The 13,616-nt window shown below is 50.0% G+C and carries 12 protein-coding genes and 1 riboswitch; of the genes, 3 read left to right on the top strand and 9 right to left on the bottom strand.

Annotation, left to right across the window (positions count from 1 at the left end; genetic code table 11):
• Positions 1-155 precede the first annotated feature (155 nt).
• Entirely contained in the window at positions 156-1,859 is a 1,704-nt protein-coding gene (locus tag PQI28_RS10140; RefSeq protein ID WP_339963219.1) for a methyl-accepting chemotaxis protein, read from the top strand.
• A gap of 40 nt (positions 1,860-1,899) precedes the next feature.
• Here PQI28_RS10140 and PQI28_RS10135 read toward each other — a convergent pair whose 3' ends face one another.
• From PQI28_RS10135 to PQI28_RS10125, 3 genes are all read right to left on the bottom strand, one after another.
• Complete coding sequence (locus tag PQI28_RS10135; protein WP_214786008.1) at positions 1,900-3,261, bottom strand: alanine/glycine:cation symporter family protein; 1,362 nt, start codon at positions 3,259-3,261, stop codon at positions 1,900-1,902.
• A 342-nt stretch (positions 3,262-3,603) separates the two neighbouring features.
• The gene (gene bcp, locus PQI28_RS10130; RefSeq protein ID WP_214786010.1) at positions 3,604-4,041 is read right to left on the bottom strand and encodes a thioredoxin-dependent thiol peroxidase; all 438 of its coding nucleotides are present in this window, start codon (positions 4,039-4,041) and stop codon (positions 3,604-3,606) included.
• A gap of 12 nt (positions 4,042-4,053) precedes the next feature.
• Positions 4,054-4,857, bottom strand: a complete 804-nt coding sequence (locus PQI28_RS10125; RefSeq protein WP_339963218.1) for a hypothetical protein — start codon at positions 4,855-4,857, stop codon at positions 4,054-4,056.
• 171 nt (positions 4,858-5,028) lie between these two features.
• Between PQI28_RS10125 and pruA the strand changes: the two genes are divergently transcribed.
• On the top strand, positions 5,029-6,573 hold the full coding sequence (pruA, locus tag PQI28_RS10120) for an L-glutamate gamma-semialdehyde dehydrogenase (RefSeq protein WP_339963217.1): 1,545 nt from the start codon (positions 5,029-5,031) through the stop codon (positions 6,571-6,573).
• 39 nt (positions 6,574-6,612) lie between these two features.
• Here the strand turns inward: pruA and PQI28_RS10115 are convergent, their stop codons facing one another.
• The 6 genes from PQI28_RS10115 to PQI28_RS10090 all read right to left on the bottom strand — a co-directional run bounded on the left by PQI28_RS10115 (position 6,613) and on the right by PQI28_RS10090 (position 12,513).
• The gene (locus tag PQI28_RS10115; protein WP_339963216.1) at positions 6,613-7,848 is read right to left on the bottom strand and encodes a GAF and HD-GYP domain-containing protein; all 1,236 of its coding nucleotides are present in this window, start codon (positions 7,846-7,848) and stop codon (positions 6,613-6,615) included.
• A gap of 126 nt (positions 7,849-7,974) precedes the next feature.
• Positions 7,975-8,439 carry a 6,7-dimethyl-8-ribityllumazine synthase gene (ribH, locus tag PQI28_RS10110; RefSeq protein WP_214745735.1) on the bottom strand — a complete coding sequence of 155 codons (465 nt, stop codon included), beginning with the start codon at positions 8,437-8,439 and terminating at the stop codon, positions 7,975-7,977.
• 5 nt (positions 8,440-8,444) lie between these two features.
• A complete protein-coding gene (ribB, locus tag PQI28_RS10105) occupies positions 8,445-9,620 on the bottom strand; it encodes a 3,4-dihydroxy-2-butanone-4-phosphate synthase (protein WP_339963215.1) in 1,176 nt (391 codons plus the stop codon).
• Complete coding sequence (ribE, locus tag PQI28_RS10100; protein WP_339963214.1) at positions 9,620-10,261, bottom strand: riboflavin synthase; 642 nt, start codon at positions 10,259-10,261, stop codon at positions 9,620-9,622. The genes ribB and ribE overlap by 1 nt, the downstream gene beginning before the upstream one ends.
• Complete coding sequence (gene ribD / locus PQI28_RS10095; protein ID WP_339963213.1) at positions 10,261-11,325, bottom strand: bifunctional diaminohydroxyphosphoribosylaminopyrimidine deaminase/5-amino-6-(5-phosphoribosylamino)uracil reductase RibD; 1,065 nt, start codon at positions 11,323-11,325, stop codon at positions 10,261-10,263. The genes ribE and ribD overlap by 1 nt, the downstream gene beginning before the upstream one ends.
• A 153-nt stretch (positions 11,326-11,478) precedes the next feature.
• Positions 11,479-11,620, bottom strand: a riboswitch (FMN riboswitch).
• Between the two features lie 80 nt (positions 11,621-11,700).
• A complete protein-coding gene (locus tag PQI28_RS10090) occupies positions 11,701-12,513 on the bottom strand; it encodes an undecaprenyl-diphosphate phosphatase (RefSeq protein WP_214693843.1) in 813 nt (270 codons plus the stop codon).
• Between the two features lie 453 nt (positions 12,514-12,966).
• Here PQI28_RS10090 and PQI28_RS10085 point away from each other — a divergent pair, with 453 nt between their 5' ends.
• Positions 12,967-13,608 (top strand): homing endonuclease associated repeat-containing protein, encoded by a 642-nt coding sequence (locus PQI28_RS10085; protein WP_074036465.1) that lies wholly within the window; start codon positions 12,967-12,969, stop codon positions 13,606-13,608.
• Positions 13,609-13,616: the final 8 nt, after the last annotated feature.

Below are 13,616 nucleotides of genomic sequence, written 5' to 3'. Positions count from 1 at the left end.
AAAAAAGGAAATCTATCTCGTTCTAAATTGTCTCATTTTTATCAAACTAGGGGAATCCTTCCCGAATATTGACCTGCTTTCAAAATCAGCTATACGGTCGGAGTGCGATTCTGATTATGCTTATGTAGAGAAACGATTCGTTAAGGAGGAATCATATGTCGATCCGGAATAAACTGATCACCGCTTTCAGCATCATGTTCGTTTTACTTCTCGGTGTAAGCGGTTACTCTTGGTATGCCTTGAACGCCTCAAAAGCGGCTCAAGAAGATATGACCGTCTCCTGGGTACCGGGGATGGACCAAATCCATCAGGTCGATAAACAATTGCTCGAAATTCGACGCCACCTCATTCGTCACGCTCTAGTCGACGATGCGGTGACGAAACAAAATATCGAGCGAGACATTCAAGCATCCGTCGCGATTTTAGAACAGCGGATGGATGGCTATGAAGCGACAATTATTATGGAAGAGGATCAACAACTTTTTGATGAAGCTAGTGCGAACTGGAACGACTTCCAGACTGTCATGACCGAACTTATCCGTATTTCAAATGAAGAAGGTGAAGGAGCTGCGGAAGAATACATTCGTGATACGGCTACCGCAAGCGCGGATACCCTTTCGAACGCTCTCGGTCTTCTTGTCAACTTGAACCGTGAAGAAATTCAAACGGACACAGCTGCTGCGGCTAAGATGTTTGAACAGGTTCAGCTGACACTTCTCATCGTTCTCGGGGTCGCGGCTGTCATGACGATTCTCATGATGCTCTTCATCTTCCGTTCGATTTTTGAACCACTCAAAGAGTTCAAGACGAAGATGCACGAACTCGCAACGAGCGAAGGCGATTTGACGACGTCGATTCCCGTGAAACGTCGTGACGAGTTCGCAGGACTTGCCCGTGACTTCAATCAGTTCATCGCCAACTTACGTCAGTTGATTTTGCAAGTGAACGATGTGACAACAGGCGTGACGAAACAATCAACCCATATGTATGACGAATTGAAAGAACTCGATACGTATATGACGACGACTGCGGCGACGACCAAAGACTTGACCGCCGGCATGCAACAGACGGCCGCGAGCGCGCAAGAGATGAACGCGTCTGCGTCGGATATGGAACGGACGATTCATCATATCGTGACGATGGCTGATGAGCGAAAAGTCGAAGCCAAACAGATTGATGAACGCGCCCTCTCTCTGAAGTCGCATGCGGTGGAAGCGAAGGAGAACGCCATCAGCGTTCTGCAGTCGACACGCACGAACTTAGAGAAAGCGATGCAAGACGCCAAAGCTGTCCGTGAAATCGCAACGCTCACGAACGATATTCTCGACATCGCCGCCCAAACGAACCTGCTTTCCCTCAATGCTTCCATTGAGGCAGCGCGTGCCGGTGAGGCCGGTCGTGGATTTGCCGTTGTTGCTGATGAGATTCGAAAACTTGCCGAGACGAGCCGAGCGACCGTCGAACGCATCCAAGCCATCTCGACGACCGTCCTCCATTCGGTCGATCATTTGAATGAGAGCTCAGGTCAGATGCTTCACTTCCTCGATACGAACGTGTTGAAAGACTATGACCAACTCGAGGAGGCGGCCGGCCAATATAGCGAGGACGCGGGACGTTTCGAGACGACCGCGACCGAGTTCGCCGCTGCCGCGGGTGAGCTTGAGCTATTGACGTCGAATATGATCGGCGTCATTCAAGACGTGGCGACGACCGTCAACAATGGTGCTCTTGGGACGCAAGAGATAGCTGAAAAAGTGACGATGTCCGTCGATCGCTTCGCTGAATTGAACCGAGCGACCGAACAGTCACAACAAAAGATGGAAGAACTCGATTCATTGATTCGACAATTCAAGGTATGACAAAAACCCGCCGACACGTGCTGTTCGGCGGGTTTTCTAATCAGGCAGCAGACTGCGCCGCTTCTTTTTTTCGTTCGAGTTCGAATCGTTTTGTCTCGGCGACGACGACACCCGACAGGAACAAGAGTCCAATCAAGTTCGGAATCGCCATGAGACCGTTGAACACATCCGAGATGGACCAAATCAAATTCAAGTTCGTCGTCATCGCACCGAGTCCTGCGACTAAAATATAGAGGACACGATACGGGACGATGACTTTTTCCCCAAGTAAATAGTATGCGGAACGTTCCCCGTAATAACACCAGCCAAGGACGGTCGAATAGGCGAAGAAGACGAGTGAGACGGTCACGATGATTTCACCAATCGGTCCTAAGAAATAGGCGAATGACGCTTGCGTCAAAGCAATCCCTTCGAGTCCTTCCGTATATTGACCACCCATGACGATTGTAAGTCCGGTGATTGAGCAGACGATAAGCGTATCAATCAACACCTGTGTCATCGAGACGAGTGCTTGTCGTCCCGGGAAATCGGTCTTCGCTGCCGCGGCCGCAATCGGTGCAGATCCAAGTCCTGCCTCGTTAGAGAACACACCGCGCGCGACCCCGTAGCGAATCGCAGCACCTAACGCACCTCCACCGATGGCTTCGGCACTGAATGTGCTCGAGAACATCGTCGATAAGGCACCCGGTACCAATTCAAAGTTCATGATGAGAATCACGAGCCCGCTTCCGACATATGCAAAAATCATGAACGGGACGAAGATCCCGACGACTTTTCCGATCGATTTGACACCACCTAAAATGACAAACGCCGTCACCGCCATCATGACGATTCCTGTCACAACCATTGGGACGTTGAACGAATTGTTCAAAGCGAGACTGATTGAGTTCGTCTGTACCCCGTTCCCAATCCCAAAAGCTGCGACCGATGCGAATAAGGCAAACAACATGCCGAGCCATTTTTTCTTTAGCCCGTGTTCTAAGTAATACATCGGTCCACCGGCAATTTCGCCTCGTTCATCGACAACGCGATATTTGACCGCTAGGATGGCCTCCGCATATTTCGTCGCCATTCCGACAAAACCGGATAACCACATCCAAACGACTGCGCCTGGTCCCCCGAGGACGATCGCCGTCGCGACACCGACCATGTTTCCGGTACCAACCGTGGCCGCCAAGGCCGTCATCAATGCTTGGAAATGCGAGATGTCCCCTCGTTGTTTCTTCTTTGGTTTTTCATTCTTTGGAATAAATGCCTCTTTCAAGCCGACACCAAGCCTCGTCACTTGAATAAAGCCGAGACGGACGGTCAGGAAGATTCCTGTACCGACGAGTAAGATTAATAGATGTGGCCCCCATACGAGATTTGATAAACTCGACAGCCAACTTTCAATTTGATTCACTGTGTTGCTCTCCTCCTACGTTCTTGATTTGAGCGCTCTCCCTATATTTTTCAGAACATTCACAATCGAGTCAAGGTAGGCCACCTAAAGAAAGCGTTTTCAAAACGTTATATAATTGTAATATTTTCCCTGAAACCTTGTTCTTAAGAGCTTCTTAAAATTTATTTCGAAATATGATTGTAATATATCTCAGAATCTAAAAGCAGCGATTTCACAATCCATACGAATCGTTGATTAAGAGACTATTTCTCGATGAAAAAGCGATGCAGCTCCGTGCCTGTACTTGGTCAAAAAAAACTGTAGACCTATGTAGTCTACAGTCTAATACCGCTTTTGCTCATTTTACGAACGAATGGCAGATACGACCTCTTCAACGTGTCCCTTCACTTTGACGTTACGCCACTCTTCTTGAATATAGCCGTCTTCATTGATCAGGAACGTCGAACGGACGATGCCGTAGTACTCTTTCCCGTAATTTTTCTTCAGTTGCCAAACGCCGTACAATTCAGACACTTCATGATTCTCATCGACGAGCAAGTCGAACGGCAACTCATTCTTCGCGATAAAGTTCTGGTGCTTCTTCTGACTGTCCGCTGAAATCCCGATGACGACCGCGCCTTCCATCTTCGGCATCGCATCACGGAAATCACACGCTTCCGTCGTGCAACCCGGTGTCGAGTCACGAGGATAAAAATACAAAACGACTTTCTTGCCTAAATAATCTTTTAGCGAGACCATCTCTCCATTTTGGTTTGGTAATGAAAATGTAGGTGCGAGCATCTGTTTTCCTCCTTAACCGAACGACGGGTCGACGAGTTGTTCGTCGAAGCCATCGATCGCTTCCTCTAGTTTTGTCTTTAATGGATCGAGAACTTCGATATACTCGATTGGATCTTCAGTGGCGGCCGCTTTTCGAAGCGTCTCTTCGTTCTCGGTGTACCACGTCTCATACGCTTTAAAGTAATCGGCCATGATGGCTTGGTTCTCTTCGACCGTCAACGTCTCCGCCATCAAGAGAAAGACGTTATTGTCCGCCTCGAGTGCCGTATAGTCGGTCTGGGCGTTGACTCGGTCGTAGATTGGTCCTGCCTCATCTTCCGGAACCTCTGCAAGACGGGCGTTCGCTTCTGCGTTGACCCCATATTCGTTGGCCTGTATCCCGATGAGGAGCTCTCCGACTTCGGCGATAACATCCTCTGGTAACGCAGTCGGCGTGATGACGAGCGACCAGTCGTCGCCTTCTTTCACAGCGACTTTACTGAGCCGGTTCGGGAGCGGATTGCCGTCTTGGTCGACCATTTCATGAACGAGAAACGCCACGTCTTCGTCCTCGTTGACCCAACTCTCATAGATGTCACCCGGGGCGAGCTGACGCGTGACGGCACCGGTCGCCGGAATGTCAGTCAATCGACCCGCGTAGTCGATGGCTGCGAGCGCCTCGGCATCGCCCGATTCGAGCGCCGTTTGATAGTCCGCATACACTTCCGTGACAGCGTCTGGCAATGCGCGTTTCGTTTCTTCTATAACCGTCTCTTCGTCGTTCCCACATGCCCCGAGCGTGAAGACGAGGAGGAGCGGAATGAGCCATTTTTTCATGTTGTTCGTCCTTTCTAAAGCCGTGTTCTCCCCCATCCTACCATGTCTCGAATCGTCGCTCCAATGGCATGTGTTTCTGGAAAATTGTTTCACTAGGATTTCTACGATAATTTCGATACAATACAGACGTAAGCGCTTTAACGCTCAACATCACTTTAAGGGGGAACGAGAATGATTCCATACAAACATGAACCATTCACAGACTTTACACAAAAAGAGAATGCCGATGCGATTCAAGCGGCAATCGAGAAAGTGAACGGTGAGCTCGGGAAAGACTATCCGCTCGTAATCGGTGGGGAAAAGGTTACGACGGAAGGTAAAATCACGTCTTACAACCCAGCGAACAAAGAAGAAGTGATCGGTCGCGTCTCAAAAGCAAACCAAGAGCTCGCAGAACGTGCGATGCAAGAAGCACTCACAGCTTTTGACACTTGGCGCCATGTGGACCCAGCCGTCCGCGCAGACGTCTTGTTCAAAGCAGCGAACATCGTCCGCAAGCGCAAGCACGAGTTCTCAGCTTATCTCGTCAAAGAAGCAGGTAAGCCATGGAATGAGGCAGATGCGGATACAGCAGAAGCAATCGACTTCATGGAATACTATGCACGTCAAATGCTCGAACTCAAACCTGGTAAGAAAGTCGAGAGCCGTCCAGGCGAATACAACCGTTATGACTACATCCCACTCGGGGTCGGGATCGTCATCAGCCCATGGAACTTCCCGTTCGCCATCATGGCCGGTACAGCTGTTGCGGCAATCGTAGCCGGTAACACGATTCTCTTGAAGCCAGCTTCAACGACACCAATCGTTGCTGCAAAATTCGTCGAAGTGATGGAAGAAGCAGGTCTTCCAAAAGGTGTCCTCAACTTCATCCCAGGACCTGGTGCAGAAGTTGGAGACTACCTCGTCGACCATCCAAAAACTCGTTTCATCAGCTTCACAGGATCACGTGATGTGGGACTCCGCATCAACGAACGTGCTTCTAAATTGAACGAAGGTCAAATCTGGCTCAAACGCGTCATCGCAGAGATGGGCGGAAAAGATACAATCGTCGTCGACGAGTCAGCGGATCTCGAACTCGCAGCACAATCGATCGTCAAATCGGCATTCGGATTCTCAGGTCAGAAATGTTCAGCTTGTTCACGTGCCGTCATCGTCGACAGCGTTTATGATACGGTACTTGACCGCGTCGTCGAACTCACGAACGAACTCTCTGTCGGAAACACAGAGAAGAACGAACACTTCATGGGACCTGTCATCGACGCAGCAGCCTTCAAAAAAATCACATCGTACTTCGATGTGGCAAAAGAAGAAGGACGCATCGTCGCAGGTGGAAACGCCGATGACTCAACAGGCTACTTCATCGAGCCGACGGTTGTCGCAGACGTCGACCCGAAAGCACGTCTCATGCAAGAAGAGATCTTTGGACCAGTCGTCGCCTTCACAAAAGCGAAAGACTTTAAAGAAGCGATCGACATCGCGAACAACACAGAATACGGCTTGACAGGTGCAGTGCTTACGCGTGACCGCGCAAACCAAGAGTTCGCTCGCCAAAACTTCCACGTTGGGAACCTTTACTTCAACCGTGGTTGCACAGGCGCAATCGTCGGCTACCAGCCGTTCGGTGGATTCAACATGTCAGGAACGGATTCAAAAGCAGGTGGACCGGATTACATCCAACTCCACATGCAAGCGAAAACAACATCTGAAACATTCTAATCAACAAGGAGACGTTCCCTCGGGGGAGCGTCTCTTTTATTAGTGTGCTTTAAAAGTCTGATCGAACATGATGGCAATCTCTTCTTGATGGAGCAGGAACAGATCAAACAGCGTCGGATCGAACGCCCCCTTCATGTCTTTCATCGCGACAATCGAGTCTTCATGCGAGAAGGCAGGTTTATACGGGCGGACCGTCCGAAGGGCGTCATAGACATCGATGATGGTGACGATTCTGGCTGCAAGTGGAATTTCTTCCCCTTTCAAACCTTGGTTATATCCTGTCCCGTCCCAGCGCTCATGATGGTAGAGCGCGATGTGATAAGCCATTTGAATAAAGTAGTTTTGAGGGAATTGAGTTTGTAGATCCTTCAACACCTCGCCCCCGACACGTACATGATCTTTCATGAAGAGCCATTCCTGGTCAGATAACTTGTTCGCCTTCAATAAGATCGAGTCCGGTACTGAGATTTTCCCGATATCATGGAGCGGCGCCGCGAGTCGAATCCCTTCGATGAAGAGCGGCGTGACATCCGGATGGTGGTGATCATATAAAATCGTCGCAAAGAGCGTCGACAAGTCCTGCACCCGCTCGATATGGTTGCCCGTCTCATTGTTACGGAGTGCAGACAGGCGTAACAGTGTGCGGACGAGCCCCTCTTGATAATCAATCAATTCCTTTTCGCGCTCGGCGAGGACACGCTGCGCCTCATCCCGTCCCGCCTCAATCCGGTGTCGCTCAACGGCCCCGAGAAGCGCGTTACTGAAGTCTTGAAGTGCCTGTTGTTCATATTCCGTGTACGTTCGTTCCGAGACGACGGAATCAAACCCGACAAACCCCTGGCACGTCTTGCCTTGCATCATCGGTACCGCCAACAAACTTTGAATCGATTGCGGTTCAAGTATTGCACGAACGGCATTTGTCTCCGGCAGATCGGACACGCGCGGAATATACATCGTCTCGCCTGCCACGTGAGTGTTGACCCATTCGGGCAGCACGTCGATCGGCACGTCTTGAAGATTGTCCATCTCGGCGGTGATGCCCTCGGCGCACCACTCGAACGTGTTGTGACAAACCTGATTCGTGAAATCGTAATCGAAGACATAGACGCGGTCGACCGCGAAATAATGTCCAAGTTCGGCTAGCGACTGGTCAACCCGCTTTTTGAAATCCGCAATCTCTGTTGTTAAAAAGCGATTGAGGAGTGACGAAAGCAGGTGATGGAGTCGCTCTTGTTGTTGTAACTGTAACGTCAATGATTCATGCGAAGTTGCCATGTGCCAAACCTCCCTTTTGTCTGGAATATATGCAATCGTTCCATGAGTTTATTTTACCCAATTTTCAGTCTTTTTACCCTGCTTATCCCAATTGAAAAACCGGGCGACGATGCACCCGGTTCTTCCTCACACTTGCTTCAATAAATTCGCCATTTCAATGGCTGATGTTGCTGCTTCCCAGCCTTTATTTCCTGCTTTCGTACCAGCCCGTTCAATCGCCTGCTCGATCGTCTCCGTCGTCAATACGCCAAAGATGACTGGGACCTCCGATTGATAGCTCGCTTGCGCGATTCCTTTCGCCGCTTCGTTACACACGTAATCAAAGTGTGGTGTCGCGCCACGGATGACGGCCCCTAGCGTGATGACCGCATCATATTTTTGACTCATCGCCATTTTTTTCGCCACGAGTGGGAGCTCAAACGCACCCGGGACGAAAGCGAGCGACACGTCCTCTTCTTTCACGCCATGACGCTTCAATGCATCTTTCGCACCGTCTAGAAGACGCATCGTGATCAAGTCGTTGAATCGACCGACGACGATTCCAATCTTTAAGCCTTCTCCTACTAAATTACCTTCAAATGTATATGTCATCTCATTTATCCTCCAATATGGTTCATTTTGAGTTGTTTCGTCATACGATATGATTCATTCGCTTCGTGTGCACCGACCTGAAGCGGGACACGCTCGACGACGGTGATGCCACATGATTCTAAGGCATCGACTTTTTCAGGGTTGTTCGTCATGAGTCGTACACGGGTCACCCCGAGGTCACGGAGCATCGCCGCACTGACACGATAGTCACGCATGTCGGGATGGAATCCGAGTGCCTCGTTCGCCTCGACCGTATCCAACCCTTCCTCTTGTAAGGCATAGGCTTTCAGTTTGTTCACGAGTCCGATGCCTCGCCCTTCCTGACGCATATAGAGAACAATGCCCGACTCCTGTTCGATTCTCTCGATGGCGGCATCAAGTTGCGGACCACAGTCACATCGGAACGACCCAAAGACGTCTCCCGTCAAACATTCGGAATGGATCCGAACGAGCGGGACGGCTGTAAGCGTCTCGGTCACAAGTGCCACATGCTCTTGTCGGTCGAATCGGTTTTCGTATCCAATCATTCGAAACGTCCCTTTCGATGAAGGGAGTGACACGTCCGCTTCACGCGTGACAAGGCTCGTCTCCATATACTGGACCAATGCTTCGATTGTGATGAATGCCAATTCGTGACGTTTTGCGACTTCGACCAAGTCCGGGACGCGGGCCATCTCCCCGTCTTCTCGAATGATTTCGCAGATGACGGCTACCGGCTCACTACCAGCAAGGCGTGCCAAATCGACGGATGCTTCTGTGTGACCACGACGCACCGAGACCCCTCCTTTTTTGGCGATGAGCGGGAAGAGATGTCCCGGTCGTTGAAAGTCAGAAGGACGTGACGATGGATTTGCTAATTCACGAACGGTGTGGGAGCGCTCGCTCGCCGAGATACCTGTCGTCGAATCGATATGATCGACACTGACCGTGAACGCCGTACCATGTGGATCCGTGCTATTCGTCACCATTGGTGCGAGCTCAAGGCGTGCCGCTACTTCTTCGGCGACGGCCGCACAGACAAGTCCTTTCCCTTCTGTGATTAAAAAGTTCATCGTCTCGGATGTCATCTTGTCACCGAGCACGACAAAGTCACCTTCATTCTCACGATTCTCGTCATCGATGACGATGATGGGACGTCCGCGTCTTAATTCCTCAATGGCCCGTTCAATCGAATCAAACATTACCATCCCGCCTTTCCATAACCTTGTGATGCCAAAGATTCGAGTGTCATCTTCGACTGTCCGACTAGTTTTTCCATATATTTTGCCAACAAGTCACATTCCAAATTGACGAGGTCACCGACGTGCTTCGACCCTAGAACGGTCTCACTATACGTGTGCGGAATCAACGACAACGTAAACCCACGTTCGGATACATCGAATACGGTCAGACTCGTTCCGTCCACCGAAATCGAGCCTTTCGGCACGATGTATGGGAGAAGCGAAGGATCGCATTGAATGTCGACATATACGGCATTTGCGAGTGGACGCTTCTTGGTGATGCGCCCGACGCCGTCAACATGTCCGGACACGAAATGCCCGCCGAATCGTCCATTCGCCGGCATCGCTCGTTCGAGATTGACGCGCGTTCCTGGCTTCACACCATCTAGACTGGATGCTTTCAGTGTCTCTGGCATCACATCAACGGCGAATGTTGACGCATCAAACGTTGTGACCGTCAAACAAATCCCATTTACCGAAATGCTGTCGCCGATTTTTACGTCATCGAGCACCTTTGCCCCCGATAGGACGAGCCGCAAGGACGGACCGTTTCGTTTCACCGCTTTGACCGCACCAATTTCTTCTACGATTCCTGTAAACATCAGAGCGCCCCCTTTCGGAGGACGATTTTCAGATCAGGTCCAATCGTCTCGACCTGCTGAATCTTAAAACGAGAAATCGCATCCAGCGAGCCTTCCTGTTGTGAACGGTAGACACCGTTTTTCCCGCCAAAAACGCGCGGTGATTGATAGGCAACCCATTCATCCACGTACCCTCCGTCAAGAAGGGACGTGACAAGTGTCGGTCCCGCCTCGATCAATAAGCGTCCAACCCCGTTCGCGTAAAGTGTCTCAAGTACGTTTCCGAGCGACGTATAATCGAATAACTCGATTCCCATGGCACGTGCCTGTTCCCGTTTTTCTCTGTCGTCTGACGAGGTGAACAGGAGCACCGGGATGTCTTCAGCCGTTCGGGCAAGCGTGCTCGCAAGAGGCAAGCGAAGGTCACGGTCGAGGACGACTCGCTTCGGTTGACGTGTCTCATGGGCCAATCGCACGGTCAGTGCCGGATCATCCGCTAGCACCGTTCCAATTCCCGTTAAAATCGCATCGGTTTTGGCACGCAGTTCATGGACGTCACGACGGGCTTCCGAACTCGTCACCCATTGACTCTCACCGGAATCCAAGGAAACTTTTCCGTCGAGACTCGTCGCCGTCTTTAAGATGACGTACGGTCGTTTCGTCTCGAGCGCCCGTAAGAACGCTGGATTCAGTGCCCGCGCCTCCTCTTCAAGTAACCCGACTTCCACCTCGACGCCAGCCGACTTCAGACGCATGATCCCTTTTCCCGCAACGAGTGGGTTCGGGTCTTTCATGGCGATGACGACTCGTTTGACTCCGGATTCAACAATCAAGTCGGCACACGGTGGTGTCTTTCCATGATGCGAGCACGGCTCAAGCGTGACGTACAGTGTCGCCCCGTACGCTGCCGCACCTGCCATCTTGATGGCGTGAACCTCGGCATGCGGCTCGCCCGCCTTGAGATGGGCACCTAGCCCGACGACGCGACCGTCTTTGACGAGAACGGCGCCGACAAGCGGGTTCACACCCGTCTGTCCGTCGGCAGATCTCGCCAATTGGATGGCTTGTTGCATGTACTGTTTCATCGTTCTCCCTCCTTTTTTCCGTACAAACAAAAGACCCTAAGGAACGGTCCTTAGGGTCTTGGTGGGAGGGTTTCGTCATTTTTGGACAAACCAAATAAACGTTTTCTTTACAGAAAAGCGTACGACGAAGCACAGGTCATACGGACCTGTTTTTTGTTCCTTCTCCCATCCAGACTATACTGTCGGCTCTAGAGTCTCACTAGATCCACCGTTCGCACACGTGCGCCCGGGTCACGGACTTAGGGCATGGCCCATCACCGCCGGTTGGGAATTTCACCCGACCCCGAAGGAATATTTGTTTGTACAGATTTACTGTATCGCAATTGTTTTTATTTCGCAAAACAAAAAGCGCTACCCGTGAGAGTAGCGCCTCGATTATGCGAGAAAGAGGACGACGAGAAGCCCGACAATCCAGCAATAATATGAGAAATACTTTAATTCGCCTTTTGCCATGATGTGCTGGAACCACTTCAACGAAATCGCAGTCAACACGTAAGAGGCGATAAACGCCAAGATGAGCGGACCGAACAAGTCACGCGTTTCTGGGTTCGTAAATAACGCCGGACCGTCCAAAATCATCGTCCCGAGACTGATTGGAATGAACAAGAAGAACGAAAAGCGAAGTGCTGATTCTTGCTTGATTCCGAGCAACATTGCCATGACGATGGTTGCTCCAGAGCGACTGATCCCTGGGATGAGCGCCACCGCTTGGGCGAGTCCAATCAATACGGCATCACGTAACGTGATCCCGCCGTCTCCTTTATTCCCGCGCATGTTTCGAATGAACCAAAGCGCAAGACCCGTGATGATGAGCGTGTATCCGACCGTCGCGACGCCACCGAGTACTTCTCCAATCCAATCACCAAAAATGACACCGAGAACACCAGCTGGAACCGTTGCGACGAGGAGCAAGCCGATAAACTTCACATCGACCATCGTCTCATCTGTCCGGTCTTTCTTGAACAGAAACGTCCATAAACTGACGATGAGGCGGACGACATCTTTACGATAGACCGTCAAGACCGCGAGGAGCGATGCAAAATTTACGAAAACTTCAAATGACAATCCCGGCAAGTCGATGTTAAATAATTCTTGGAAGATAACAAGATGTCCGCTCGAGGAAATCGGGATTGGTTCCGTAAATCCTTGGATCAATCCGAGCAACGTATAAAATAACCAAACTGTCATAATGATAATCCTCTTTTCTGTTTTTCACTCAATGCGCCTATTTTAGCAGAATTGGACTTTCGTTGACCAGCTGTTAAAAATTTTTTGATGTAATTTCAATATTCGATTGATTAGTCTGAAAATTAAATTTATTATAGAAGGGTACTCATCTGGAGCGAAGGCGATGACCCCATTTCTCCAGTTGGGTACTTTTTTATAAAAATATGACATTTTTGGTTGATTAAAACTTTTTGTTTACATTTATCACGAAATTCGATTTAATTTGTAATAGAACTGTTACCATTTTTTGAAATGTTTTTCTGTGACTTTAGACCTATCCAATTCTTAGAAATTGTTTAATAATTTTCAAAATCACGTTAATAAATCCGAAAAACCATCCGATAGTATGATTGTAGGAGCATTTTTTTCATCTTTGTCGGTTCATATTTGAGTCCACGGAAGGAGGAACCATCATTGAGTCAAACGCTAACCACTAAATCCCATCACCTGTCCACCGAACAACAGAGGATGATCCATTGCATCCGCCTTCTCGGGGACTTGTTGAAGGAACGTCCACGCCGCTCTGTCTACCGTCGCTTTGCCATGGAACAGAATTGGCCATCTCCTGAATCCATCATCAGACAGTTCGGGTCATGGGCTGAGGCACTTGCCATCGCAGGCTATGAATGGCATGGAGAAGCAACTGTCGAATTGCCAGACAAAATGCCGAAGTATACACGCGAGGACATCATCGAGACACTTGCACTTTATTCGCGAGACATGGGCTCGATCATCACCTTGAAGAAGTATCAGCAATGGCGAAAGCTCCATCCGAAGGCACCGAGCCATTATCATATCGTCAAGACGTTCGGTTCGTGGCATGATGCCTGTGCCGAGGCAGGACTTGAGGCGAGTGTCACCTATTCGAAAACAGAATTATCCAACGCGCTACGTGAAGCCATTCAGGAAATGGGCTTCTCCCTCTCATTCGAAGCATATCGAGAATGGGCGAAACGCAACAACAAGCCTTCGACAAAAGCGATCCTACATCGCTATGGCTCTTGGTCAGCCGCCGTTCATGCGGTGGAATCGGAACTTTATAATACGAACTCATAATCTTTTCA

The organism is Exiguobacterium sp. USCH10 (assembly GCF_037619445.1).
Taxonomy (GTDB): Bacteria; Bacillota; Bacilli; order Exiguobacteriales; family Exiguobacteriaceae; genus Exiguobacterium; species Exiguobacterium aestuarii_A.
The sequence above is the reverse complement of the archived record's forward strand: the minus strand, read 5'-3'. Positions and strand labels throughout refer to the sequence as shown.

Bases quoted from the DNA above. Each gene is read 5' to 3' on its own strand.
- ribE (WP_339963214.1), bottom strand. From the start codon at position 10,261: ATGTTTACAGGAATCGTAGAAGAAATTGGTGCGGTCAAAGCGGTGAAA.
- PQI28_RS10115 (WP_339963216.1), bottom strand. From the start codon at position 7,848: ATGGCAACTTCGCATGAATCATTGACGTTACAGTTACAACAACAAGAG.
- PQI28_RS10140 (WP_339963219.1), top strand. From the start codon at position 156: ATGTCGATCCGGAATAAACTGATCACCGCTTTCAGCATCATGTTCGTT.
- PQI28_RS10125 (WP_339963218.1), bottom strand. From the start codon at position 4,857: ATGAAAAAATGGCTCATTCCGCTCCTCCTCGTCTTCACGCTCGGGGCA.
- ribH (WP_214745735.1), bottom strand. From the start codon at position 8,439: ATGACATATACATTTGAAGGTAATTTAGTAGGAGAAGGCTTAAAGATT.
- pruA (WP_339963217.1), top strand. From the start codon at position 5,029: ATGATTCCATACAAACATGAACCATTCACAGACTTTACACAAAAAGAG.
- ribD (WP_339963213.1), bottom strand. From the start codon at position 11,325: ATGAAACAGTACATGCAACAAGCCATCCAATTGGCGAGATCTGCCGAC.
- bcp (WP_214786010.1), bottom strand. From the start codon at position 4,041: ATGCTCGCACCTACATTTTCATTACCAAACCAAAATGGAGAGATGGTC.
- ribB (WP_339963215.1), bottom strand. From the start codon at position 9,620: ATGTTTGATTCGATTGAACGGGCCATTGAGGAATTAAGACGCGGACGT.
- PQI28_RS10090 (WP_214693843.1), bottom strand. From the start codon at position 12,513: ATGACAGTTTGGTTATTTTATACGTTGCTCGGATTGATCCAAGGATTT.